A 24068-nucleotide genomic window follows, 5' to 3' on the forward strand; every position below is an offset into this window, starting at 1 on the left:
TTGGTTACGGAGTCAAAACTTCAGCCCGCGCCCACCTCGATACCCTGTTGCAAGAAATGCTGGCGAAGTAACTGAGCGAAAGCAAGAGCATGCATGCTATCACCATGTAAACAAACCGTGTCCGCCTGCACTGGTACCCTATCACCTTGTGGTGTCACAATCTGATTGTGCTGCACCATCATCAAAGTATGACGTAACGCCTGTTGATCGTCAGTAATCAGCGCATCAGGCTGGCTACGCGGTACCAGAGTGCCATCGGCTTGATAGTTACGATCGGCAAAAACTTCCTGCCACGTGGTCAGCCCCAATAGCTTTCCGGCGCGGATCATCTCACTGCCCGCTAACCCAACCAAACGCAAAGCAGGATCAAAATCAAACACGGCATGGGCAATTGCGTAAGCCAGTTGAGGTTCGACCGCCGCCTGATTATAAAGCATGCCATGTGGCTTTACGTGCCGTAACCTAACCTCGAGCGCAAGGCAATGGCGGTTTAGCGCGTTCAGTTGCTCCATCACCAATTGATAGACCTCGTCTGGGGACAACGTCTGCCGACGCCGACCAAAGTTAGCCCGATCGAGAAAGCTCGGATGCGCCCCCACCGCGACACCCAACTCTTTTGCCCAGAGGAGAGATTGATGCATAGTGGCATCATCACCAGCATGATATCCACAGGCGATATTTGCTGAGCTCACCAACGTTAACAGCGCGTAATCATTGGCACAGCCTTCCCCTAAATCAGCATTGAGATCAATCACCCTGCAATCCTCTCTCAAGTTGACGCAGATAGATTTTTTGTTCTTTATAGGCCTGCTGTGCTTCGGCCAGCGTACAGCGAATGAAATGGATCGGTTCTCCCAAACGGATTTGGGCGAGGTGATAGAGATCGGCCTCGATCACGCAGGCAATACGTGGATAACCACCGGTTGTCTGGGCATCGGCCATTAATACTATCGGCTGGCCACCGTGTGGAACCTGAATCACGCCGGGTAACAGCCCATGTGCAAACATTTCACGTGAACTACTACGTCTGAGCGCATGGCCGTTTAAGCGATATCCCATGCGGTTGCTCTGGGGGCTAAGGTGCCACGGTGTACGCCAGAAAAACGCCTGCTCTTCTGGACTAAACTCTTGATATTCAGGACCAGGCAGCACACGGATATAGTTATTGAACAGCAATTGTTTAATACCCTGCGATTTTTGCGGAACACGCCGTACCTCGCCAAGCGGCAAAACATCGCCATCTTTCAGCCTTCGCCCGTCTAGGCCACCAAAACCACCGGTCAGATCGGTACTCCGCGAGCCGAGCACCTTGGGTACATCAATACCGCCACTCACCGCAAGATAGCTGCGCATTCCACGCTTCGGGCGATGCAAGACTAAACGCTGCCCCGCGCGAACTGGGTAGTTCCACCCCGTCCATATACGCTGTTTATCCAAATACGCGTCGCATCCTGCCCCTGTTAACGCCATCCAACCATCACGGGTGAATTCTACCGTGCATTCGCCGAGAGTGACTTCAAGCCCCGCATCAGTACCTCTATTTCCCACCAGTAAATTAGCGGCGTACAACGCAGGAGCATCAAGCGCACCGCCCAAGCTAACGCCCTGCCCACGTAAACCGTTACGCCCCTGATCCTGCACCGTTGTTTGTAATCCAGCGCGAATAATGTTCAGCATACTCCCTCCTTTTGCGGGACAAAGCGCACGCTATCGCCGGGACGTAATAACGTCGAAGGTGATGCATGGGGATCAAATAACGCCAGTGGCGTATTGCCGATAATCTGCCAGCCCCCCGGCGAGGCCAGAGGATAAACGCCGGTATGGCTACCACCGATACCTACCGATCCCTGCGGAACCTTCACTCGCGGCACCCCTCGTCTCGCGGTGTGTAAGGCTTCAGGCAAACCGCCAAGGTAGCCAAAACCGGGCTGAAATCCGAGGAAATACACCACATATTCTGCACTGCTATGTAGCTCAACCACTTGGCGCTCGGTGAGTCCGTGAAACAGCGCGACCTCTTCCAAATCAGGCCCTTCTGCGCCGCCATAAACGACTGGAATATCAATATGACGCACTTCTGGCTGTACGGACTCGCTCTCTTCCCACCACTGTTGCAATTTGTCTAAAACCTCAACCGGTTCAGTCTCCGGCACAGAGAGCAGCAGCGTAATATTGTTCATTCCGGGAATCACTTCCGACACATTGGGATATTCACGCAGCCGAGTCGCTAATGACCAAATACGCTTCTGGCTTTCTAACGATAATGGTGGCTCAAGTTCTAACACCGCCGCGCGTTCACCTAACAGATAACACCGTGCTTTTTGCAAGACAGCCTCCCTATGGACGTAACCCCAAATTATCAGCTACTACGTTAACTTATGCGCAAAGACAGCACTGTCGTCAATGCGTGAGCCAGTGAGATTCAGATCACATAACGACAATTTGATTTGGCAACAAAAAACTTTGCTTCATACCGCCCGCACTCACAATCCTCTGAATCTGAAATATAAATTACGCCAAATTGCGATCAATACGATTTTCGTATCAATCAACGCATTTTTAAAATTGGATTGCCAATCGAAGCCATACACACAATGCGGGCATACCTTTCCTCTTGGAGTCGATTATGTCTTTCTCTCATTGTGACAACTTTCCCTTTCACGCCGCCGAAATCATCCGCGCAGCCAAGCCGAACTTTCAGCCACGTATCGCACTGATCCTCGGCTCCGGCTTAGGCGTATTTGCCGACCAACTCGACAACAAAACCGCCATTTCGTATCAAGACCTACCCGGTTTTCCGGTAAGCACCGTCGTCGGCCATGCTGGTGAACTCGTTTTAGGCTCTATCAGCGGCGTAGACGTAGTTTGTATGAAAGGTCGCGGCCATTTTTACGAAGGCAAAGGCATGGGCATCATGACCCCAGCGGTTCGCACCTTTAAACTTTTAGGCTGCGAGTTTCTGTTCTGCACTAACGCAGCGGGTTCACTGAACACGGGAATCCCAGCGGGCAGCTTGGTCGCACTGAACGATCACATTAACACGATGCCATCCACACCGCTGGTAGGACCGAACGATGAACGTTTTGGCCCACGTTTCTTCAGTCTAGCCAATGCGTATGACGCTGAGCTACGCGGTCGTCTACACCAAACGGCGTCCTCCTTGGATCTCAAACTTCACGAAGGCGTATTTGTTTCCTATCCAGGACCTAATTTCGAAACGGCCGCTGAAATCCGCATGATGCAGATGATTGGCGGCGACGTAGTTGGAATGTCAGTGGTACCGGAAGTGATTGCCGCTCGCCATTGTGGACTGAAAGTGCTGGCCGTTTCCGCCATCACCAACATGGCTGAAGGCCTCAGCGACGTCGAGCTATCTCATGAACAAACGCTGAAATGTGCGGCGATGGTGACAGATGATTTTGTTCGCCTGATCGGTACTTTCGTTGCGGGTTACGCCAATTAATACAGATAAATAGCGGGCAGGATAAGCGTAATACCCTCGTTTAAGAGATCGCGCTACACGGTGATTGGCATAGGGTTAGGCGTTCTGGCGGCTAACGCGGCTATGGCCCATCCCTACCATTCACCGTAAATCGAGCTTCAACGAAAATGTTACAGCATAAGCCCGTATCATTTGCTCTCCTATGTGGAGTTTCGCTATGACAGAGTCATCTTTCTCTCGCGTGAATATGAACGCGATTTCTTACCTCAGTTACTACTTTGTCGGTGCGCTAGTTTCAACGCTCGGCATCGTACTTGGCCCACTGTGCGACGCATTTCATAAAGACTACAGTTTCATTGGCCAAGTATTTACTCTGATGAACCTCGGGATGTTCCTGCCAATTATGCTTGGCGGCATTCTGATGAAAAAATGGGGACTGCAAAAACCGCTCATCGTAGCGTCTGTTATCACCATTATTGTCAGCATATTGTTATTCATAAGCCCAACGCTGACCGTCTTCAGCGTTGCAGTCACACTTATCGGGGCGTGCGGTGGTGTGTTTATGACCATCGGTAGCTATCTGGTTGTACGCATCAATCCTGAAGAAAAGAAACGCTCCTCCAGCCTGATTTTTACTGATTTTTTCTTCAGTTTAGCAGGCGCGACGCTCTCTATCGTTTTAGCATGGGTGTTTAAACTCGGCGCAAACTGGTTAGCCATGTATGCCATTATGGGCGCGATTGGCGCACTGATGTTATCTATCGCCCTGCGCAGTCGTTTCCCAACCACTGAAGCCCCAGTAGAAACATCGAATCAGCACGCAAAAGCAACTGCCGAATCATGGGGACCCGCCGTCTATTTATTGTGCTTTGCGCTCTTTGCCTTCTTATTGGCTGAGCCGATTTTCACCATGTGGACACCAACCTACCTGCAAGATCGCTTCCACATGACGCAACAAGATGCAGCATTGTTTGCTGCATGCTATTGGTGGGCGAAAGCAACAGGACTGTTTGTGAATCAGTTCACAGTCAAGCTCATGAAGCTACGCACTTTCCTGCTAGCGTGTACGGTTGTTGGCATGGCATCAATTTTAGTCATCACGACCAGCGCAAATACCCAATTGATTATGGTGGCATGTGGTGTCTTTGGCTTCTTTAATTCGGGGCTTTTCTCAGGGCTAATGAGCTATGGTTCTCTTCAGGTTCGCCAGAGTCCACCCACGCTGATCTCTGCGCTACTGACCTGCGGTACCGTGGGCACACTGTTATTTGCAACCGTATCTTCACTGATGAATTCTTACTACGGACTTCATTGGGCGCTGGGCACTGCGGCAATCTCTTATGCACTGCTACTCATTGCGCTACTCGCCGCGATGGCATGCAGCCGAGCAGAAAAAATCGCTCAGACTCAGTCGATAGAGCCTAGCCTATAACATTAAGATCCAGCCTCCCCTTTACATCGAGGGGAGGTATTGTTGGCTTGCGGATTGACTCCCTTTGCCGCTATCTGCATTATGCGGCTATCCTCCTTTTATCTACTCAGGCTCGTGATGCCCAATACCCCAATCGCTCAGCTTGCCAGTAACGTGCATAGCAATGGCCGCATCAGCCTACGGATGCTACGTTATTTTCAAGTGCTCGCTGATGAACTGCATTTTGGTCGCGCAGCCGCACAGCTCAATATATCTCAGCCGCCGCTCAGTACTCAGATCAAAGAGTTAGAGGATATTCTTGAGATCAAACTCCTTGAGCGCAACAGCAGAAAAGTCGCACTAACCCATGCCGGACGAGTACTTAAAACCGAGGTCGATCGCATTCTAAGTGCTACCGAAACCTCACTGAATTATGTCCGCCAGATTGGACGAAATGAAAACCAGCATTTAAACATCGGCATTATCGGCACTGCGCTGTGGGGAGCGCTACTGCCCGCCTTGAAAGCATTCCGCGTTGACTACCCACATGCAACATGGACGCTGCACGAACTTCCACAACAGCGCCAAATTGAACAAATCATGCAGCACACGATCGATATTGGCATCAATCGCAACGTAGCGATTCAATCGACGCCAAACATCAGCTATCAACATATTTCTCGTGAATCGGTGATGGTGGCTTTGTTAGAACATGATCCGTTATGTCAGTTTGAAAGCCTCGATTTGATGCAGCTCGCCGAGCGCCCTTTTATTTCCCTTTCATTCAGTCACAGCGATTTCGCCCAGCAACTTTACGATTATTGCGTGCAAGTGGGATTCTACCCGCTGATCGCTCAGCAGGCGATGGAACCGCAGACCGTACTGGCCTTGGTCAGCGCAGGACTAGGTATCGCTTTGCTGCCTGAAACCTGTTCACTGATTCACTGGCCGGGCGTCAAATTTATGCCGCTTAATCAGCAAATTCCCGCAGATCTCTACGCGCTCTATCTTAGGGAGCACCAATCCCCCATCGCCCATGCATTTTTACAAGCGCTAGGCAAAATGACCGAATAGCGACTATAAACTGCGCAAGATGCTATATTTACGTTATAAGAAAGCACCTAATCGCGATCTTTTTAACATAAATCATTTTCGATACTGGTCAAAAGTTGTATGATCGCGCGCTTTGCAGATCCGCCCTGCGGACCTCCTGCTAGATCCCAACGTGGCTTAAGAAACGCTAATAAGTTTGGGGATCAATCAACACGATAGCAGTGCTGCATTTTTTAATTTCTGTTTAAGGCGACATTATCATGCAATTACCAAGCTGCCCGAAGTGCAACTCTGAATACACCTATCAGGACAACGATATGTACATCTGCCCTGAGTGTGCCTATGAGTGGAATGACAGCGCTCCCGCAGAGGAAAGCGATGAGCTTGTCGTAAAGGATGCTAACGGCAACCTGCTGGTTGATGGCGATTCCGTCACCGTTATCAAAGATCTAAAAGTGAAAGGCAGTTCTTCCATGCTGAAAATCGGCACCAAAGTGAAGAACATCCGTTTGGTTGAAGGTGACCATAACATCGATTGCAAAATCGATGGTTTCGGCCAAATGAAGCTGAAATCTGAGTTCGTTAAAAAGAACTAAAATAGTCTCCGTTGCTGCTCATGGGCGTCAGCAGCAACGGAGCATCCTCCCGCCGATTTACGCGGGGTTGGGAATATCGATAAACTTCACGTCAAGCCCATGTTCGGTGGCTAACCACTCACCTAATGCACGAATTCCGCCACGCTCGGTCGCATGATGACCTGCAGCAAAGAAATGCAGCCCCATTTCACGCGCAATATGGATAGTTTTCTCTGAAACTTCACCGCTGATAAAGGCATCTACGCCAAACTCAGCCGCCTGTTCGATATAGCTCTGACCACCACCGGTACACCAAGCAACGCGACGGATCTCTAGCGGAGCATTATCGCCGCTATGCAATACGCTGTGCTGGAGCTTGCGCTCCAAGCGGCCAATGACTTCACCAGCGCTCATTGGTTGTTCAAACTCGCCATAGGGCAGCAATGGATCGATCAATCCCAGTGGTTTGATTTTCATTGCACGTGCCAGTTGAGCGTTATTCCCCAGCACCGGATGTGCATCCAGTGGCAGATGATAGCCATACAGATTGATATCGTTAATTAACAGCGTCTTCAAACGATGGCGACGCATACCGCGCACCGTTGGGGCATCATTTTTCCAGAAATAACCGTGATGCACTAAAATGGCATCGGCCTGCTCTGCGACGGCCGCATCTAGCAACGCCTGACAGGCCGTCACTCCGGTGACCACTTTTTTGATCTCCTGACGGCCCTCAACCTGTAAACCGTTAGGTGCATAATCACGAAACTCATCGGCACTTAGATGTCGATCGAGCAATTTTTCTAGTTCAATATTGTTCATAACGTCTATTCACGAATATTTGATTTAAGAATTAGAACTCGGCTTTATCGCCTTGTTGCATATATATAAAATTAACCCCGAGCGAATTTCCTTCGCTCAGCTGTTGTTGAATCAGCGCCAATGGATCTTTACCCGCCACCATCGTGGATTTTATATGGCTAACCACAACGGGAAAATCTTTGAGCGCCCCCTCTCCACCGCTGTATTTCTCAAGATTCGTCAGCTCAGAAAGCAGCAACTTAGGCGTTAAATGCCCAAAGAGTTTCTTGTCAGGCTGCTGATTATCATAAGAGGTTTCGATAATCATGCCCTTGAGGGATTTTTGCTGAATCAGAGGTCCTAAAACCCGCCAAACAGCATCAAGGTTTTTAGACTTCTCCTGAGCATCCGCACCGGTATCACCAAAATAAGCGAACGATTCACCACGAGGGGAATGAATTAGCAGCATCGATGATACAGTTCCATCATGGCTTAGCGGATAGATGACGCCCCGCATCGACGTAGTCCCTAACGTAAATATCTGCCCCACACGCGGAGCATTAATGCGATAAGTCCCTAGTCGCTCACCGTTGCCCGAATCACTAAAGTTTGGCCAACTTTTCCAGTTAAAATAGTGGTTATGCAACGTATTGGCACTATCGGCTAAGCTATAAACCGTTTTTTTCTTGTCATCTGGGGAGCCAAGAACTAAACCAGCTACATGATCGAGATGCGGATGGCTAATGAAATAAGCATTAATCTGCTCACGGAAAACGTAACCCTGCTGAGTGAGCGGAGCCGCTTTTTCCGCCGTAACATCAGGGAAACTGCCTTTCTCAACGCCCTTAGCAATGCCGGTGAGAACGCTGCCTGCGTCCAATGCAATATAACGCGCATCACCATCGGTACGAATAAGGTAAGACGTTAAGTTATCGCCAGATGCTCCCCCTTGAGTCCCCAGGGCGACAACGTCAAAACCGGCCCAGGTAAATGCGGAATAACCCGCCAGCAACACCGCTATCAGTGTCTTTCGCATGTGGTATATGCTCCTTGCAGTGAAGCTGGAAATATCAGCCTGCGCGCCGCTTAGCGTCCTCAAAAGCCTGAAGAGTCTGCTTACGCGCTAGAGCGTGATCCACCAGCGGTTGAGGGTAGTCTAACACGCGGCATTGTTTCATCGCCCATTGATGCGGGTGATGGATATCACTGTCTGGCACATCTGCCAACTCTGGGAGCCAGCGACGGATGAAATCGCCTTTTTTATCAAAGCGCTCCCCCTGTGTCGTGGGGTTAAAAATGCGAAAATAAGGTGCAGCATCCGTTCCCGAGGAAGCGGCCCATTGCCATCCACCGTTGTTGGCTGCCAGATCGCCGTCTATCAACTGCGACATAAAATAACGCTCACCAGCTCGCCAGTTAATCAACAGATCCTTAACCAAAAAACTGGCCACAATCATACGCAGACGGTTATGCATCCAGCCTGTGTGATTCAGTTGCCGCATGGCGGCATCCACAATCGGATAGCCTGTTTTTCCCTGTTGCCACGCCGTCAAGTGTTCAATATCACCGCTCCAATGGACATGATCAGTCCACGCGATAAACGGCTTATGACGGCACAGTTTTGGATGCGCGACCAATAAATGACGATAAAACTCTCGCCAAACTAGCTCATTGAGCCAAACAAACGCGCCGCTCTCTCCATCTTCCAACGTATCTGGGCACTCGGCTAACAAACGATTCAAGCACTGACGCGGTGACAAAACACCAACGGCTAGATAGGGGGAAAGAACACTGGTTCCATCAACAGCCGGAATATCTCGCTGCTGAGCATAATCCTGAACATGCTCGCGACAAAAAACACGCAGCCTCTGTAGTGCAGCCTCTTCCCCAGCGGGGAAGAGCACAGAATCTAGACCCTGCTGGGAATAATCAAACGGTTTGATTTCACTCATTTCACAGGCTTGATCTCTTGTTTTCGGCGCAGGTAAAGATCGCACATCCGAATGAGTCAAACGTTGCAAAAAAGCGTTACGAAAGGGAGTAAATACTTTGTACATCTCTCCGCTACCGGTCACAACGCTGCCTGGCGGAAGTAATAAAGCATCATCAAATGAGTGAATCCCACAAACTCCGGCTAACAGCTCGGTCACTGCATCATCGCGACGCCGCTCATTAAGCTCATACTGGCGGTTGTAAAATAGATCGGTAACTTCATTTTTTTGGCAGAAATCGACCAACCATTTAGCGCTCGCGGTGAAGTCAGTGCACTGATGATAAAACAGTGGAATGTTTTTCCCTGCGAGCGCATGCACCAAACACTGCAGATTCTGATGAATAAACGCCGCCTGACGCGGCGCCATATCATGCTGCTTCCACTGTTCAGGCGTTGCGATATACACAGCAATAACCTTAGCCTGCGGATCTTGGCAGGCCGCATGCAGAGCTCGGTTATCGGTTATCCTCAAATCATTACGAAACCAGACAACATGTGTGGCAGTCATTACTTTTCCTTGTCGGTGTGTATCCAAAATAATCCGTACCGCATTGAGATAATCCTAATGCCCGTAACGTAGACGCAGCACTTCAGGATACGGATCAAAATAACGCTGCCCCGCAAGGTAGCTGTCAGGATATTCATTCAGATAGTGACGCAGAAGCGTAATCGGTGCTAATAAGGGCTGAGTACCTTGACGATAACGCAGGATTAAATCAGCCAACTCCTGCCGCTGGCTACTGGTAAGCTGGCGACGGAAATAACCCTGAACGTGTTGCAAAACGTTAGTGTGATTGCGGCGCGAAGCCTTGTGCTTCAGCAACGCCATAAAGCGGTTACGGTATTCATACGCATATTCGTCTAAAGACTCCCACTGCTCCATGGCTGCAACAAAACGTCCCAGCTCGCGATATTCAGGCTGCGAATGCGCCAGCAACGAGAGTTTATAACGGCTGTGGAAGGCAACCAGAGCACCGCGCGTTAGCCCTTGTTGCCAAAGCTGGTTGAACTCATGCAGGGCATAAATACGCTCGACAAAATTCTCACGCAAATCGGGATCGTAAAGTCTCCCATCCTCTTCCACCGGTAACCACGGCAGCCGTTCCATCAACTGCTGTGTAAAGATTCCCACCCCGCTTTTACGCGCATCGTGCTCGGTATAAACCTTAACTCGCTCCATGCCACAACTTGGTGATTTAGCACACACGATATATCCACACAGATGCTCAAGGCTGGCCACTTTCTGCTTTGAAAACTCACGCATTTTCTGCGTAACATCCCCTTCCCCATCACGGCTGTTGACCAAAGCCACATCATCTCCCTGCTTAATCAAGCGCAGAGTGGGTCTTGGCGAAGGTAAACCTATTGCCATCTCAGGGCAGATCGCTTCGAAGCGTACGAATGGAGCAAGCTCATCAACGGCAAAAGGCAGGCGCTTATGCCCACCATCGAAACGAACATTCTCACCGAGTAAACAGGCACTCACACCTACTGGAATTTTTTCTGACATCGCGCACCTCTGTTATCAATGTTTTATGGATTGTGCTCTTTCAGTGTAGGCGCTGACAGAGATGAATTACACCAAGGAAAGGTAGGGATATGAACAATCAACGCTAAACCAAACAGAAAAAGCCTTTTGTCGATCTCAGATAACAAAAAACCACCTACGATGAGGTGGTTTTTTCACGTTAGAAGCTGACCTAACTGTAATTAATAAAAATCTGCCGTTACCTGCTCAGACTGCGCCAGCCAGACTGGCTTGTCACTGGTTTTTGACCAGACACGGTGAAGGTAGCTATAAAAACGTGCGCGATCGCTACGGAATAACATGACCGGAAGAGCCAAAACACCGGCAATAACCACTCCACAACGACGCAGGAGAATTCGAGATAATGAATACTGTTGGTACATATACTCCTCCTTAAAACGTAGCTGTTTCCCTGAAGGAAGGTAAAGCAAACAAAAGCAGCGAACGTTATAAATTAAAATGTTTCGTAAACAGGCTTGCCTGTAATCTGAACAAAATATTATCTCAATCGCTGAAAGTTTACTACTCATCCGACCACTATATTTGGTGTTTTTTTCACCTTCATTGTTACTTCATGTAATTTTGTTACCACACAGTTAAATATTAACTTAACATTAGTTATTTTATGGATACATTAAATTAACAAAACTGAGAAAAATAGGCATCCAGCACTTCTTCACTGAACAGTGACGACTCAATCAAGCACAACAGGCACACTTCATACCCATTAAATAAATACAAAACCAACCATGAAAAGCCTCTTAACACCCTAAGCTCTGTGCCTCCTAACCCGACGGCTAAATGCGTTAACCTTCTTTTCAGCTCAGGCTCATTGGTTTTTTCATTAAGTAAAAGTCGGCCTGAACTTGGAAACTGCTTTAATGGCAAACATAGCGTTTTCCAAACCTGAGCCGCTTGTTCACTTTCATTGGCTTTCAGCCGATTCATCTGGCGATTAAACAGTAATGCCGAGAGCAATAACGGCGTAGTCGCTCTATCTAACATCAACCGCTGGGTTGCAGAATGAGATGACGTACAAATAAATTTCTGGATTTCCTGCTGCTGAAGCGCAATTTGCGTCTGCTGTAGTAACGCATATAAAAAAGTATGTATCTGATAAACCGCCAGCATGACTTATCTCCTTTATGTCTCAAACGGGATGGCGTCACCATAATGCGCGGAAAAGAGGTGTTCCACTGGCTATCGTGATATTTGCGAAAAGCATTCCACTCATTTTTTCTGATTACAGTGCGCTTGCAAAATGCCCAGATAAAGACCGTTTTTTCATCATTTTTATACTTTTTTTACACCCCACCCCGCCCTTTTTACGTTATTTATTTACTTAATTATCTAGGCTAAGCAGTATCAAAAATGCCTTGGGAGAGGTTGTATGAATATCGGGGTGATCGCCTGCGCCATACTTGTTGTATTGCTGCTGGCCTATCTAATCTACGCACTGTTCAACGCGGAGGAGTTCTAATGGCTGCTTCTGCGTTTCTGCTCATCGCCGTGTTTCTTGTGGTGCTTTTTGCCTTAGCGCTGCCTTTGGGACGCATGTTAGCGCGTTTGATTGATGGCGAACCTTTTGTTGCTATGCGCCGTTTCGAAAATGGCCTATGGCGCTGCTGCGGGATCCTTCCGCAAGAAATGACGTGGTTACAGTATCTGTTAGCCGTCATGGCGTTTAACCTGCTCGGCCTATTCGTTCTGTTCATTCTGTTGATGACACAAGGCGTACTACCGCTGAATCCACAGCACATGCCGGGGCTATCTTGGGACTTAGCGCTGAATACCGCCGTGAGCTTCGTCACCAACACTAACTGGCAGGCATACAGCGGCGAAAACACACTCAGCTACTTTAGCCAAATGGCCGGTTTAAGCGTACAAAACTTCCTTTCCGCTGCGACAGGGATTGCCGTTGTATTTGCCCTTATTCGTGGTTTCGCACGTCATTCAGCGACAACATTAGGGAATGCTTGGGTTGATATATTCCGCATCACTGTTTATGTGCTGCTGCCAATCTCTATCATTATTGCGTTGTTTTTTGTCAGCCAAGGCGTACTGCAAAACCTGCACGGCTACGTGACAGTCCACACGCTTGAGGGAAGCACTCAGTTACTGCCTATGGGCCCGGTTGCCTCACAAGAGGCCATAAAACTGCTCGGCACCAACGGTGGCGGTTTCTTTGGATCTAACTCATCTCATCCATTCGAAAACCCCACTGCACTCAGCAACATGGTTCAGATGCTGGCCATTTTCTTAATACCAGCAGCGCTCTGCTTTGCATTCGGACAGAGTGTGGGTGAAAACCGCCAAGGCCATACGCTGCTTTGGGCCATGAGCCTGATTTTTATCGTTGCCGTGATCGTCGTGATGTACGCCGAGTTGCAAGGAAATCCGCACTTATCGGCCTTAGGCGCAGACAGCAACTTCAATATGGAAGGTAAAGAGACTCGCTTCGGTATTTTGGCCACCGCGATGTATTCGGTAGTCACCACCGCGGCTTCATGTGGCGCAGTTAATGCTATGCACGACTCTTTTACTGCTCTCGGTGGCATGGTGCCAATGTGGCTAATGCAGATCGGTGAAGTCGTCTTTGGCGGTGTCGGTTCAGGCCTTTACGGCATGCTTTTATTCGTTCTCCTGACCGTCTTTATTGCGGGTTTGATGATTGGCCGTACACCGGAATATCTGGGTAAAAAAATCGAAGTTTTCGATATGAAGATGACCGCCGCCGCCATTTTGGTCACCCCTGCGCTAGTGCTGATAGGTAGCGCGGTGGCATTGATGACCGATGCAGGACGCGCAGGCATTCTCAACCCCGGCGCGCACGGGTTTAGCGAGGTGCTTTACGCACTCTCCTCTGCCGCCAACAACAACGGCAGTGCTTTTGCTGGGTTAAGCGTCAACACACCGTTCTACAACGTACTGTTGGCCATTGCCATGTTCTTGGGTCGCTTTGGCGTCATCATTCCGGTTATGGCAATCGCAGGTTCTCTGGTAGCGAAAAAGCGCCAGCCGGCAGGTAACGGAACGCTTCCCACACAGGGCGCACTGTTCATCGGTTTGTTAGTCGGAACAATTTTGCTGGTCGGCGCACTGACGTTTATCCCCGCTCTGGCGTTAGGTCCGGTGGCTGAACATCTGCAAGTTTGGTTAACACGTTGAGAGATAAAATAATGACTCGTAAACAACGCGCGTTGTTCGAACCAAAACTGGTCCGTACCGCTATCAAAGATGCCTTTAAAAAATTAGATCCACGCATTCAGTGGCGAAACCCGGTGATGTTTGTGGTGTATTTGGGCAGCATTCTCACCACCATCATCTGGCTCTCTATTCTTATTGGGCAAAGCGAAGGCAGCGCCGCCTTTACCGGCAGCGTAGCTATATGGCTATGGTTTACCGTGCTGTTTGCCAACTTTGCCGAAGCACTGGCTGAAGGCCGCAGCAAAGCTCAGGCCGAAAGCTTGAAAGGTGTAAAAAAAACCAGTTGGGCGAAAAAGTTAGCCTCTAGCGAACACGACGCTGCGCAGGAAAAGGTTTCTGCCGATTCACTGCGCAAAGGCGACATTGTATTGGTTGAAGCAGGTGACACCATTCCATGCGATGGCGAAGTGATTGAAGGAGGGGCATCGGTCGATGAAAGCGCCATCACCGGTGAGTCTGCACCGGTTATCCGCGAATCCGGTGGTGACTTCTCCTCTGTGACAGGCGGTACACGCATCCTATCTGACTGGCTGGTGATCCAATGCACGGTTAATCCAGGAGAGACATTCCTAGATCGCATGATTGCGATGGTTGAAGGCGCAAAACGCCGTAAAACCCCTAACGAGATAGCGCTCACCATTTTATTAATTGCTTTAACGCTGGTGTTCTTGCTGGCTACCGCGACGCTGTATCCGTTCTCTCTATTCAGCGCCGAAGCGAGTCAAGTTGGAGTTCCGGTGACGATCACCGTATTGGTGGCGCTGCTAGTCTGCTTAATTCCAACCACCATCGGCGGATTGCTATCAGCCATTGGCGTGGCAGGTATGAGCCGGATGCTAGGCGCTAACGTCATCGCCACCAGTGGGCGTGCGGTAGAAGCCGCCGGTGACGTGGATGTGTTGCTGCTGGACAAAACCGGCACGATTACGCTGGGTAACCGCCAAGCTACCGAATTTCTACCGGTACCCGGTGTAAGCGAAGAAGAGCTCGCCAGCGCAGCACAGTTGGCTTCTCTGGCCGATGAAACGCCTGAAGGGCGCAGCATCGTCGTTCTGGCCAAGCAACGCTTTAACTTACGTGAACGCGATTTACATGCGCTGGGTGCCACCTTTGTGCCCTTCTCTGCGCAAACCCGCATGAGCGGCGTAAACGTTCAGGGAAGAATGATCCGCAAAGGCTCGGTTGATGCCATTCGCCGCCACGTAGAATCCAATCAGGGGCAATTTCCACGCGCCGTTGATGAACGCGTAGAAAGCGTGGCTCGCACCGGCGGTACACCGCTGGTGGTGGCTGAAGATGGCCGCATTCTCGGCGTAGTCGCGCTGAAAGATATTGTGAAAGGCGGTATCAAAGAGCGCTTCTCTGAACTGCGCCGTATGGGGATCAAAACGGTGATGATCACCGGTGATAACCGTTTAACCGCCGCGGCTATCGCTGCGGAGGCTGGCGTCGATGACTTCTTAGCCGAAGCGACTCCCGAAGCCAAATTAGCCCTCATCCGCCAGTATCAAGCGGAGGGACGTTTGGTCGCCATGACCGGCGACGGCACCAACGATGCGCCAGCGCTGGCACAGGCTGATGTTGCGGTTGCAATGAACTCAGGGACTCAGGCGGCTAAAGAAGCCGGCAACATGGTTGATTTGGACTCCAACCCAACCAAACTGATTGAAGTGGTGCATATCGGTAAACAAATGCTGATGACGCGTGGCTCACTAACCACATTCAGTATTGCCAACGACGTAGCGAAGTATTTTGCCATTATTCCGGCAGCGTTCGCGGCTACCTATCCACAGTTAAATGCGCTTAACGTTATGCATTTAACATCGCCAGCGTCTGCGATTATGTCAGCGGTTATTTTCAACGCCCTGATCATCGTATTCCTGATCCCGCTGGCGCTTAAAGGTGTGAGCTATAAACCCCTCAGCGCTAGCGCCCTGCTGCGCCGTAACCTGTGGGTTTACGGGGCGGGTGGATTACTGGTGCCATTCATCGGCATCAAGCTGATAGACATGCTGCTAACCGTCTGCGGTTTAGCTTAATACAGACTCGCTGATGCTAAGCGTTTAACAGATCGAGATACACGGGGATTTCACACCGTGGAGGCTTAAGCGGCGTTGCCACTGCGACCTCATCGGTGTACCTCCCCTAAAATCAGACTTCAGAAAGCGCGATTACGCTCTGAGGCTGTTTTTAGCAAAGTCTATAATGTTAAGGAATCAATAATGTCGCTACTACGTCCATCCATCATGATGATGTTGATTTTAACCGCAATCACCGGGATCGCTTATCCGTTGCTGACCACCGGTTTGGCTCAGGTGATGTTCAATTCGCAGGCCAACGGTTCCGTGATTGAACACGAAGGCGTTGCCGTCGGTTCCCGCTTGATTGGACAAAACTTTACCCAAGCGAAATATTTTTGGGGGCGTCCATCAGCCACCGCAGATACACCGTACAATCCACAGGCCTCTGGCGGCAGTAATCTGGCGGTATCCAATCCACAGCTGGATAAAAATCTGCAAGCACGTGCAACATTATTACGTCAGGCTGACCCGCTGGCGCCAGCCTCTATTCCTGTCGACCTGATGACCAGCTCAGGCAGCGGTTTAGATCCACATATCTCTCCACTGGCCGCCTATTATCAAGCAGAGCGCGTTGCTAAAGCACGAGACCTACCACTAGCCAGCGTTGAAAAATTAATTGCCTTGAATACCAAACGCAGCATGCCGAATTTCATTGGTCAACCGGTTGTGAACGTGTTGGAACTGAATATGGCACTGGATGCGTTATTGCCCCACAATACCACTGGCAACCCATCGTAAGCCGCAAGTAAAAAGAGAATCACATGGTAGATGATGAAGAACTACGCCGCCCTGACCCTGATGCTTTATTGGCTCAGGTGTGTGAGAAACCTCGCGGCAAGCTGAAAGTCTTTTTCGGCGCCTGCGCTGGCGTAGGGAAAACCTACGCCATGCTACAAGAAGCGCAGCGTTTACGCGCCCAAGGGCTTGATGTATTAGTTGGCGTAGTGGAAACTCACGGACGCTCAGAAACGGCGGCTCAGCTTGACGGCCTAGAGGTTCTGCCACTCAAACGCATTCATCATCGCGGGCGTCAGGTTCGAGAGTTTGCTCTCGATCAGGCGCTTGCCCGCCATCCTGCGCTCATCCTGATGGATGAGCTGGCGCACAGCAATGCCGCGGGCTCTCGCCATCCTAAACGATGGCAAGATGTCGAAGAACTGTTGGACGCAGGCATTGACGTGCTTACCACGGTTAACGTTCAGCACTTAGAGAGCCTGAATGATATCGTGGGCTCCGTCACCGGTATTCGTGTACGCGAAACAGTCCCTGACCGTATTTTCGATGACGCGAGTGAAATTGTTCTGGTCGATTTGCCCCCCGATGATTTACGCCAGCGTCTAAATGAAGGCAAAGTCTACATTCCCGGTCAGGCCGAGCGCGCCATCGAACATTTTTTCCGCAAAGGCAATCTCATTGCGCTGCGTGAATTGGCACTGCGTCGTACCGCAGACCGCGTCGATGAACAAATGCGTGAGTTCCGCAGTAGCCAAGATAAAGAGCGAGTTTGGCACACTCGCGATGCCATTCTGTTATGCATCGGACATCATGTTGATAACGATAAATTAGTGAGAACGGCATCAAGGCTAGCCGCTCGGCTTGGCTGTATCTGGCATGCGGTTTATGTGGAAACACCGCGCCTACATCGTCTGCCGGAAAATCAGCGCCGCGCTATTTTGCGTAGCGTTAAGCTTGCACAAGAGCTTGGCGCAGAAACTACCACCCTCTCCGATCCCAACGAAGAAAAAGCGATTCTACGCTACGCACGTGAACATAATCTGGGGAAAATCATTATTGGCCGCCGCAATAAAAAGGAGTGGCGCTGGTGGTGGCATGAAAGCTTTGCTGACCGTCTGGCTAAGCTGGGACCTGATTTAGATTTAATCATCGTTGCCGTAGAAGACAAGCCGCGAACCGCCAGCAAAGAGCAAGATGCACGCCCATTCAGTGAAAAATGGCGAGTACAAATTCGTGGCTGCCTCGTCGCTGTCGCGCTATGCGCGCTTATAACCTTACTCGCGAAGATTATTTTCCCAAGCTTTGATCAGGCCAATATCGTGATGGTCTATTTGCTGGGCGTCGTCGTCGTTGCGCTATTTTATGGTCGCTGGCCATCAGTACTTTCTGCTGTGGTTAGCGTCGCTAGCTTTGACCTGTTCTTTGTAATGCCACAGTGGTCGTTTGCGGTTAGCGATGTGCAGTACTTGGTCACTTTCGGCGTTATGTTAACGGTCGGGATCGTGATCGGTAATCTGACCGCAGGAGTTCGCTATCAGGCACGCGTTGCCCGCTACCGTGAGCTGCGCGCTCGTCATATGTACGAACTGTCGAAAGCGCTCAGCAATGCGATCACCAATGAAGACATTGCTCGTAGTGGGAGCTATTTCCTTAATAGCAGTTTTAACGCTCGGACATCCGTACTTATTCCCAGTGATGACACACCGCTCGTGCAAATCACGCCACCACAGGAAGGCGTTGCAGGTGTTGATTTCGCCATCGCTCACTGGTGCTTTGACAAACAACAACCCGCAGGGGCAGGTACCGATACGCTTCCTGGTGTTCCCTACCAGCTACTGCCTCTGAGCACAGCACAGCAAGCTTTTGGCGTTCTGGCCATCGAACCCATCAACCTGCGCCAGTTGATGGTGCCTGAACAACAGCGATTGCTGCAAACCTACGCTGTGATGATTGCCAGCGCCCTTGAACGTTTGCATCTGGCACAAACAGCGGCCAGCGCGCGTCTGGACACCGAGCGAGAGCAGCTACGCAACTCCTTATTGGCTGCGCTATCGCACGATTTACGTACGCCGCTCACCGTTCTGTTTGGACAAGCAGAGATTCTGACCTTAGATCTCGCCGCCGAAAAATCCCCCCACGCGCAACAGGCTAACCAAATACGCCAGCAAATACTCAACACCACCCGTTTGGTGAACAATCTGTTGGATATGGCACGCATCCAATCGGGCGGGTTTAACCTGCGCAAAGAATGGCAATCGCTGGAGGAAATCGTCGGTAGCGCCGTTAATACACTTGAGCCCATGCTAAATTCGCATCCGCTGAATATTGATTTGCCAGCCGATCTACCACTCGTTAACTGCGACGGTAACCTGATTGAACGCGTTATCCAGAATCTGCTGGAAAACGCCGGTAAATATGCTGGAAGTGAGTCTCCATTAACCATCCGCGCGCAAGCCAGCGAGCACTGGCTTGAAGTCGAAATTGAAGATCGTGGCGCAGGCATACCCTCAGAACAGCTCCAGCTTATCTTCAATAAATTCACCCGTGGTGATAAAGAATCAGCAATTCCCGGCGTCGGCTTGGGATTAGCCATCTGTCGTGCCATTATAGAAGTACACGGCGGGAAAATATGGGCAGAAAATATTGCGCAAGGCGGTGCATGTTTCCATTTCACATTACCGCTTGAGGCTCCCCCCGCTATCGAAGAAGAGTTTTAAAAGAGATAACGTGAATCAGACTCCGATAAATATCCTCATCGTTGAAGATGAAAAAGAGATCCGTCGTTTTGTCCGATCCGCATTGGAGAATGAGGGCTGGCGCGTTTTTGACGCGGATACCCTACAACGTGGTTTGATAGAAGCGGGCACCAGAAAGCCGGATTTGATCATTCTTGATCTCGGGCTGCCGGACGGTGACGGGCTCGATTTTATCCGCGATTTGCGCCAGTGGAGTTCAATTCCGGTCATCGTGCTTTCCGCCCGCGCCGAAGAGTCTGACAAAGTGCTGGCGTTGGATGCCGGTGCTGATGACTATCTCAGCAAACCCTTTGGCGTCGCTGAACTACTGGCTCGGGTACGAGTTTCGCTGCGCCGTCACGCGCAACAAAATCAGGAAAGCCCACTCATTCAATTCTCAGATATTGAAGTGGATTTGATTAACCGGCGCGTAACCCGCGCCGGAGAGGATTTGCATCTCACACCGATTGAATTTCGTCTGCTTACCGAGCTTATCGCAAACGCCGGAAAAGTACTGACTCAACGTCAGTTACTTAGCTCGGTGTGGGGGCCTAACTATGTGGAACATAGTCACTATCTGCGTATTTATATGGGGCATTTACGGCAAAAATTGGAAGCCGAACCTGCCCGCCCTAAACATTTACTCACCGAAACCGGCGTCGGCTATCGGTTTATGCTGTAGCCCTACGCAGTATGTGTTCAACGGTTATTTCTGCTCGTCTTGACTCTCTCCGCGCTTGATGCCTTTTAACGTCATCATAAAAGCGCGGAATGCGTCACGCAGATCGTCAAACAATGGATGTTTGCGGTTCTCAAGAAGTGACTCAGAAAACAGTTTTAGCCCTAAAGCAAAAGCCTTAGATTTATCGCCGGTAAATGGCAAATCATCGCGAGCGCCCAAGCGCTCAACGATAGATAAAATCTCATCGTGGTTTTCAACTTCAAAGCTAATCGGAGCTTTATCAATCGGCTCGCCTTTGCGATCGGCGATAGGTTCAACGGTAATACGGTAACGGTATCCAGGCATCGTGTTTTTCTCTGATGATTATTTTTTGATAATGATAACTTTTATCATATATAAATCTTCAGCGTTTTACATTTTGCGGCATAAAAAAAGCGCCGTTAAAACGGCGCTTGATTCAATATGGCTGTGGAGAACGTTTATTTAGCGCTAGCAAGCACTGCGCTCACAATATCTACAGCTTCTTTCTCGATACGCTGACGATGCTCTGCACCCAAGAAGCTTTCACAATAAATTTTATATGCTTCCTCAGTGCCGGATGGACGTGCCGCGAACCAGCCGTTATCGGTCATGACTTTCAGCCCACCGATAGAAGCATTGTTACCCGGCGCTTTGGTCAAACGCGCCGTAATCGGGTCACCCGCTAATTTGTCAGCTTTCACCATCTCAGGGGAGAGCTTGGACAGCGCGTCTTTCTGCGCATGCGTAGCCGGAGCCTGAATACGATTATAGCTTGGCGCACCAAACCGCTCAGCCAGCTTATTGTAATGCTGCTGGGGGTTTTCACCCGTCACTGCGGTAATTTCAGCGGCTAGCAGACACATGATGATGCCATCTTTATCTGTTGACCAAGGCGTTCCATTGAAACGTAGGAAAGAGGCGCCCGCACTTTCTTCACCACCAAATCCAAAGCTACCGTCAAATAGTCCATCAACAAACCATTTGAAGCCCACTGGTACTTCCACCAGCTTGCGACCTAAATCGTTAACGACACGGTCAATCATGGCGCTGGATACCAGCGTTTTACCTACGGCAACATCAGCGCCCCACTGTGGGCGATGCTGGAACAGATAATTGATAGCCACCGCTAAGTAGTGATTCGGGTTCATTAGCCCTGACGGGGTAACGATGCCGTGGCGATCGTAGTCGGGGTCGTTGGCAAACGCTAAATCAAACTGATCGCGCAGCGCCAGCAAGCCTGCCATCGCGCTTTCCGATGAACAGTCCATACGGATCACGCCATCATGATCTAAGTGCATGAAGCGGAATGAAGGATCAACGTGATCGTTCACTAATGTCAGATCGAGTTTGTAGTGCTCACCAATACGCTGCCAATACTCGATGCCGGAACCGCCCAGTGGATCGACACCTAAATGTAGACCTGAACGTTGAATGGCTGGCATATCAACGATATCAACCAGACCTTCAATATATGGCTGCACTAAATCTTTGGCATGCACCAAACCACTGTTCCACGCCGCATCTAATGTCTGACGCTTCACGCCCTGCAAATTGAGGCTCAGCAGTTCATTCGCACGCTGCTCGATAACTTTAGTCAGATCGGTATCGGCTGGGCCACCGTTTGGCGGATTGTATTTAATCCCACCATCTTCTGGCGGATTATGCGAAGGAGTAATGACGATGCCATCAGCCAGCGCTGCATTCTTGTTGCTATTGTGGGTCAGGATCGCATGAGAAACCGCTGGCGTTGGCGTAAATCCATTATCCTGCTGCACCACTACGTCTACGCCGTTTGCGGTCAGAACTTCCAACACACTGATAAACGCAGGTTCAGAAAGCGCATGGGTATCTTTGCCTACGAAACATGGACCTTCAACGCCATTCGCCTTACGCACTTCAGCAATCGCCTGCGCAATGGCTAAAATGTGTGCTTCATTGAAACTATGGCGCTGGGCACTTCCACGGTGACCTGAAGTGCCGAATTTTACCGCATGAGACGTATTACCTGCTTCTGGCGTCAATACATAGTATTGAGAAACCAGTTGAGCCACGTTAATCAAATCGCTCTGCTGGGCTAGCTGCCCGGCACGGGGGTGATTTGCCATGGTCACTTCTCCCTACGCTTAAATTATTGAGTGCCTAAGGGGGCTATTTAGCCTGATTCCCTTAGGCAATTCTGAAATCAGATAGTCCCGCAAACTTTTTCAATCAGTTCAGCGGGGAACTGCATAGCCTGCATGATGTGTTCAATCATGCTGCGCTTGCGACCTGTGTTCGTGTTGGTGATCACCCAATAAGGCGTGCCAGCGACGTGTTTAGGCTTAGTATGAGTGCCATTTTGCAGCAGCGTTTGCTGATCGCCGGCAAAATAAACACGGGTACGACCATGCAGAGATTCGGTTGCAGCAGCAAATCCCTGATTATCAATGGAATATAGGGTTGAAAGTACCAGCATGAAGCGATTTACCGCTTTGTTTTGCTCGGCGTACTCATCGGAAAGCAGCAGCTCACGCATGGTACGGACGCGATCTACCGGACGAGCAGTAACCACGGCAGTAGCGGGCGCAGTGGTTACCACCGGAGCCACAACCGGAGCAGTTGTCGCTTTATGTTCAGCAGAGACTTTCAGCAGGCGGCGCAATATGTCAGAAGCACTTTCACCGATACTTTGCGTATGGCTTGCAATGTAGCGGTACAGCTCCTCGTCGACTTCAATAGTTTTCATCATTATCCAATACAGGTTTACGACTTAATCAGCAGGATTATAAAGTTAAACGTCTCATGCGGATAGCGTAAACCCAATGCTGTCGTAAATTCAGTGAGTTTTTTCCCAATGAGAGAGAAATAATATCCCTAAACTAGGGCTGATAACGCGCTAGGGCTAACAATCTTGATTAGCCGTGGTAACCTATTTGTTACAATATTCTTTTCGTAGCGATCGCTAGACGCATCGATTCAATAAACATAGACGCACAAACATAGACGCAACGATATGAAACTCAATTACCGCGAACACCTACCTTCTCAGCAGGCACAATTCCCACCAACGCTTCTAATTCATGGCCTATTTGGCAGCCTTGATAATCTGGGCATTTTGGGAAGAGACTTGCGTAGCGACCGCAAAATTATTCAGGTCGATATGCGTAACCACGGTCACTCGCCGCGTTCTGAGCGTATGGACTATGCCGCGATGGCCGAAGATCTGCTAGAACTCATCGATGATTTGTCACTTCCACAGCTCGACGTCATCGGTCATTCGATGGGGGGTAAGGCGGCAATGACGCTTGCCGCGCTCGCCCCCGAACGTATTCGTCGCTTGGCATTGTTGGACATTGCACCGGTCGATTACAAAGTTCGCCGCCATGACACCATTTTTACCGCCATCAACGCCGTCACCGACTCACAGGTAACGCGTCGCCAAGACGCCGCAGACGTCATGCGTCACTATCTTCAGGAAGAAGGCGTTATACAGTTTTTGCTGAAATCCTTTCAGGACGGTGCATGGCTATTTAACGTGCCGGCGCTTTGGGCGCAATACGAAAACATCGTTGGTTGGCAAGACGTTGCGCCTTATCAAGGCCCCGTCATGTTTATCAAAGGGGGGCTTTCCCCGTACATTCAGGACAGCCATCGCGAGGCGATTGCGCGCCAGTTCCCTCATGCCCGCGCCCATGTCATCGCAGGCGTTGGGCACTGGCTACATGCAGAAAAACCCGAACTGGTGTTACGCACGCTGCACCGCTTTCTAGATTCTGATATCTAAAATCCTAGCTCAAATCTGGGGTGAGCCTGCGCTAGCCCCAC

General features: G+C 50.1%; 23 protein-coding genes. 11 read left to right on the forward strand and 12 right to left on the reverse strand.

Annotated elements, in window-relative coordinates; all coding sequences use genetic code 11:
• Window positions 1-20 precede the first annotated feature (20 nt).
• Genes pxpA through pxpB form a run of 3 tightly spaced genes read right to left on the reverse strand, consistent with a single transcriptional unit; the run spans window position 21 to window position 2327 of the window.
• A complete protein-coding gene (gene pxpA / locus M988_RS14015) occupies window positions 21-755 on the reverse strand; it encodes a 5-oxoprolinase subunit PxpA (RefSeq protein ID WP_064574629.1) in 735 nt (244 codons plus the stop codon).
• Window positions 748-1677: a 5-oxoprolinase subunit PxpC gene (pxpC, locus tag M988_RS14020; RefSeq protein WP_008812778.1), complete on the reverse strand. Its 930-nt coding sequence runs from the start codon at window positions 1675-1677 to the stop codon at window positions 748-750. The genes pxpA and pxpC overlap by 8 nt, the downstream gene beginning before the upstream one ends.
• Window positions 1671-2327 (reverse strand): 5-oxoprolinase subunit PxpB, encoded by a 657-nt coding sequence (gene pxpB, locus M988_RS14025; RefSeq protein ID WP_008812777.1) that lies wholly within the window; start codon window positions 2325-2327, stop codon window positions 1671-1673. Before pxpB ends, pxpC begins: the two co-directional genes overlap by 7 nt.
• Before the next feature lie 299 nt (window positions 2328-2626).
• Here pxpB and xapA point away from each other — a divergent pair, with 299 nt between their 5' ends.
• From xapA to M988_RS14045, 4 genes are all read left to right on the forward strand, one after another.
• Entirely contained in the window at window positions 2627-3463 is an 837-nt protein-coding gene (gene xapA / locus M988_RS14030; protein ID WP_008812776.1) for a xanthosine phosphorylase, read from the forward strand.
• 196 nt (window positions 3464-3659) lie between these two features.
• A complete protein-coding gene (gene tsgA, locus M988_RS14035) occupies window positions 3660-4874 on the forward strand; it encodes an MFS transporter TsgA (RefSeq protein ID WP_039187103.1) in 1215 nt (404 codons plus the stop codon).
• A 117-nt stretch (window positions 4875-4991) separates the two neighbouring features.
• Complete coding sequence (locus M988_RS14040) at window positions 4992-5927, forward strand: LysR family transcriptional regulator (RefSeq protein WP_008812774.1); 936 nt, start codon at window positions 4992-4994, stop codon at window positions 5925-5927.
• A gap of 239 nt (window positions 5928-6166) precedes the next feature.
• Window positions 6167-6502, forward strand: a complete 336-nt coding sequence (locus M988_RS14045) for a zinc ribbon domain-containing protein YjdM (protein ID WP_004096550.1) — start codon at window positions 6167-6169, stop codon at window positions 6500-6502.
• A gap of 57 nt (window positions 6503-6559) precedes the next feature.
• On the opposite strand, the gene M988_RS14050 is transcribed toward M988_RS14045, so the two are convergent.
• From M988_RS14050 to M988_RS14075, 6 genes are all read right to left on the reverse strand, one after another.
• Complete coding sequence (locus M988_RS14050; protein ID WP_039187106.1) at window positions 6560-7303, reverse strand: type 2 GTP cyclohydrolase I; 744 nt, start codon at window positions 7301-7303, stop codon at window positions 6560-6562.
• Window positions 7304-7334: 31 nt separating this feature from the next.
• Window positions 7335-8318 (reverse strand): 3',5'-cyclic-nucleotide phosphodiesterase, encoded by a 984-nt coding sequence (locus M988_RS14055; protein ID WP_008812772.1) that lies wholly within the window; start codon window positions 8316-8318, stop codon window positions 7335-7337.
• A 34-nt stretch (window positions 8319-8352) separates the two neighbouring features.
• Complete coding sequence (gene phrB, locus M988_RS14060) at window positions 8353-9783, reverse strand: deoxyribodipyrimidine photo-lyase (RefSeq protein ID WP_064574631.1); 1431 nt, start codon at window positions 9781-9783, stop codon at window positions 8353-8355.
• Window positions 9784-9837: 54 nt separating this feature from the next.
• Window positions 9838-10785 (reverse strand): YbgA family protein, encoded by a 948-nt coding sequence (locus tag M988_RS14065; RefSeq protein ID WP_061060282.1) that lies wholly within the window; start codon window positions 10783-10785, stop codon window positions 9838-9840.
• A gap of 200 nt (window positions 10786-10985) precedes the next feature.
• Window positions 10986-11186 (reverse strand): YbfA family protein, encoded by a 201-nt coding sequence (locus tag M988_RS14070; RefSeq protein ID WP_004096533.1) that lies wholly within the window; start codon window positions 11184-11186, stop codon window positions 10986-10988.
• Window positions 11187-11442: 256 nt separating this feature from the next.
• On the reverse strand, window positions 11443-11934 hold the full coding sequence (locus M988_RS14075) for a hypothetical protein (RefSeq protein ID WP_064574632.1): 492 nt from the start codon (window positions 11932-11934) through the stop codon (window positions 11443-11445).
• Window positions 11935-12193: 259 nt separating this feature from the next.
• Here M988_RS14075 and kdpF point away from each other — a divergent pair, with 259 nt between their 5' ends.
• The 6 genes from kdpF (at window position 12194) to kdpE (ending at window position 20243) form a co-directional block, all read left to right on the forward strand.
• Window positions 12194-12283 carry a K(+)-transporting ATPase subunit F gene (gene kdpF, locus M988_RS14080; protein ID WP_020303872.1) on the forward strand — a complete coding sequence of 30 codons (90 nt, stop codon included), beginning with the start codon at window positions 12194-12196 and terminating at the stop codon, window positions 12281-12283.
• The gene (gene kdpA / locus M988_RS14085) at window positions 12283-13971 is read left to right on the forward strand and encodes a potassium-transporting ATPase subunit KdpA (protein ID WP_039187111.1); all 1689 of its coding nucleotides are present in this window, start codon (window positions 12283-12285) and stop codon (window positions 13969-13971) included. Before kdpF ends, kdpA begins: the two co-directional genes overlap by 1 nt.
• Before the next feature lie 11 nt (window positions 13972-13982).
• Entirely contained in the window at window positions 13983-16049 is a 2067-nt protein-coding gene (kdpB, locus tag M988_RS14090; protein ID WP_004096507.1) for a potassium-transporting ATPase subunit KdpB, read from the forward strand.
• Between the two features lie 183 nt (window positions 16050-16232).
• Window positions 16233-16829, forward strand: a complete 597-nt coding sequence (gene kdpC / locus M988_RS14095; protein WP_008812766.1) for a potassium-transporting ATPase subunit KdpC — start codon at window positions 16233-16235, stop codon at window positions 16827-16829.
• Between the two features lie 23 nt (window positions 16830-16852).
• Entirely contained in the window at window positions 16853-19543 is a 2691-nt protein-coding gene (gene kdpD, locus M988_RS14100) for a two-component system sensor histidine kinase KdpD (protein ID WP_039187113.1), read from the forward strand.
• A 10-nt stretch (window positions 19544-19553) separates the two neighbouring features.
• On the forward strand, window positions 19554-20243 hold the full coding sequence (kdpE, locus tag M988_RS14105; RefSeq protein ID WP_008812764.1) for a two-component system response regulator KdpE: 690 nt from the start codon (window positions 19554-19556) through the stop codon (window positions 20241-20243).
• 24 nt (window positions 20244-20267) lie between these two features.
• Here kdpE and M988_RS14110 read toward each other — a convergent pair whose 3' ends face one another.
• The 3 genes from M988_RS14110 to seqA all read right to left on the reverse strand — a co-directional run bounded on the left by M988_RS14110 (window position 20268) and on the right by seqA (window position 22989).
• Window positions 20268-20588, reverse strand: a complete 321-nt coding sequence (locus M988_RS14110) for a DUF3861 domain-containing protein (protein ID WP_064574634.1) — start codon at window positions 20586-20588, stop codon at window positions 20268-20270.
• A gap of 134 nt (window positions 20589-20722) precedes the next feature.
• Window positions 20723-22369: a phosphoglucomutase (alpha-D-glucose-1,6-bisphosphate-dependent) gene (gene pgm, locus M988_RS14115; protein ID WP_008812762.1), complete on the reverse strand. Its 1647-nt coding sequence runs from the start codon at window positions 22367-22369 to the stop codon at window positions 20723-20725.
• Window positions 22370-22446: 77 nt separating this feature from the next.
• On the reverse strand, window positions 22447-22989 hold the full coding sequence (seqA, locus tag M988_RS14120; RefSeq protein WP_039187117.1) for a replication initiation negative regulator SeqA: 543 nt from the start codon (window positions 22987-22989) through the stop codon (window positions 22447-22449).
• A 267-nt stretch (window positions 22990-23256) separates the two neighbouring features.
• Here seqA and ybfF point away from each other — a divergent pair, with 267 nt between their 5' ends.
• The gene (ybfF, locus tag M988_RS14125; protein ID WP_039187119.1) at window positions 23257-24027 is read left to right on the forward strand and encodes an esterase; all 771 of its coding nucleotides are present in this window, start codon (window positions 23257-23259) and stop codon (window positions 24025-24027) included.
• Window positions 24028-24068: the final 41 nt, after the last annotated feature.

The organism is Hafnia paralvei ATCC 29927, assembly GCF_001655005.1.
Taxonomy (GTDB): Bacteria; Pseudomonadota; Gammaproteobacteria; order Enterobacterales; family Enterobacteriaceae; genus Hafnia; species Hafnia paralvei.

Coding starts and splice junctions, on each gene's coding strand:
- pxpC (WP_008812778.1), bottom strand. CDS start 1,677: ATGCTGAACATTATTCGCGCTGGATTACAAACAACGGTGCAGGATCAG.
- xapA (WP_008812776.1), top strand. CDS start 2,627: ATGTCTTTCTCTCATTGTGACAACTTTCCCTTTCACGCCGCCGAAATC.
- tsgA (WP_039187103.1), top strand. CDS start 3,660: ATGACAGAGTCATCTTTCTCTCGCGTGAATATGAACGCGATTTCTTAC.
- M988_RS14040 (WP_008812774.1), top strand. CDS start 4,992: ATGCCCAATACCCCAATCGCTCAGCTTGCCAGTAACGTGCATAGCAAT.
- M988_RS14045 (WP_004096550.1), top strand. CDS start 6,167: ATGCAATTACCAAGCTGCCCGAAGTGCAACTCTGAATACACCTATCAG.
- M988_RS14050 (WP_039187106.1), bottom strand. CDS start 7,303: ATGAACAATATTGAACTAGAAAAATTGCTCGATCGACATCTAAGTGCC.
- M988_RS14055 (WP_008812772.1), bottom strand. CDS start 8,318: ATGCGAAAGACACTGATAGCGGTGTTGCTGGCGGGTTATTCCGCATTT.
- phrB (WP_064574631.1), bottom strand. CDS start 9,783: ATGACTGCCACACATGTTGTCTGGTTTCGTAATGATTTGAGGATAACC.
- M988_RS14065 (WP_061060282.1), bottom strand. CDS start 10,785: ATGTCAGAAAAAATTCCAGTAGGTGTGAGTGCCTGTTTACTCGGTGAG.
- M988_RS14070 (WP_004096533.1), bottom strand. CDS start 11,186: ATGTACCAACAGTATTCATTATCTCGAATTCTCCTGCGTCGTTGTGGA.
- M988_RS14075 (WP_064574632.1), bottom strand. CDS start 11,934: ATGCTGGCGGTTTATCAGATACATACTTTTTTATATGCGTTACTACAG.
- kdpF (WP_020303872.1), top strand. CDS start 12,194: ATGAATATCGGGGTGATCGCCTGCGCCATACTTGTTGTATTGCTGCTG.
- kdpA (WP_039187111.1), top strand. CDS start 12,283: ATGGCTGCTTCTGCGTTTCTGCTCATCGCCGTGTTTCTTGTGGTGCTT.
- kdpB (WP_004096507.1), top strand. CDS start 13,983: ATGACTCGTAAACAACGCGCGTTGTTCGAACCAAAACTGGTCCGTACC.
- kdpC (WP_008812766.1), top strand. CDS start 16,233: ATGTCGCTACTACGTCCATCCATCATGATGATGTTGATTTTAACCGCA.
- kdpD (WP_039187113.1), top strand. CDS start 16,853: ATGGTAGATGATGAAGAACTACGCCGCCCTGACCCTGATGCTTTATTG.
- M988_RS14110 (WP_064574634.1), bottom strand. CDS start 20,588: ATGCCTGGATACCGTTACCGTATTACCGTTGAACCTATCGCCGATCGC.
- pgm (WP_008812762.1), bottom strand. CDS start 22,369: ATGGCAAATCACCCCCGTGCCGGGCAGCTAGCCCAGCAGAGCGATTTG.
- seqA (WP_039187117.1), bottom strand. CDS start 22,989: ATGAAAACTATTGAAGTCGACGAGGAGCTGTACCGCTACATTGCAAGC.
- ybfF (WP_039187119.1), top strand. CDS start 23,257: ATGAAACTCAATTACCGCGAACACCTACCTTCTCAGCAGGCACAATTC.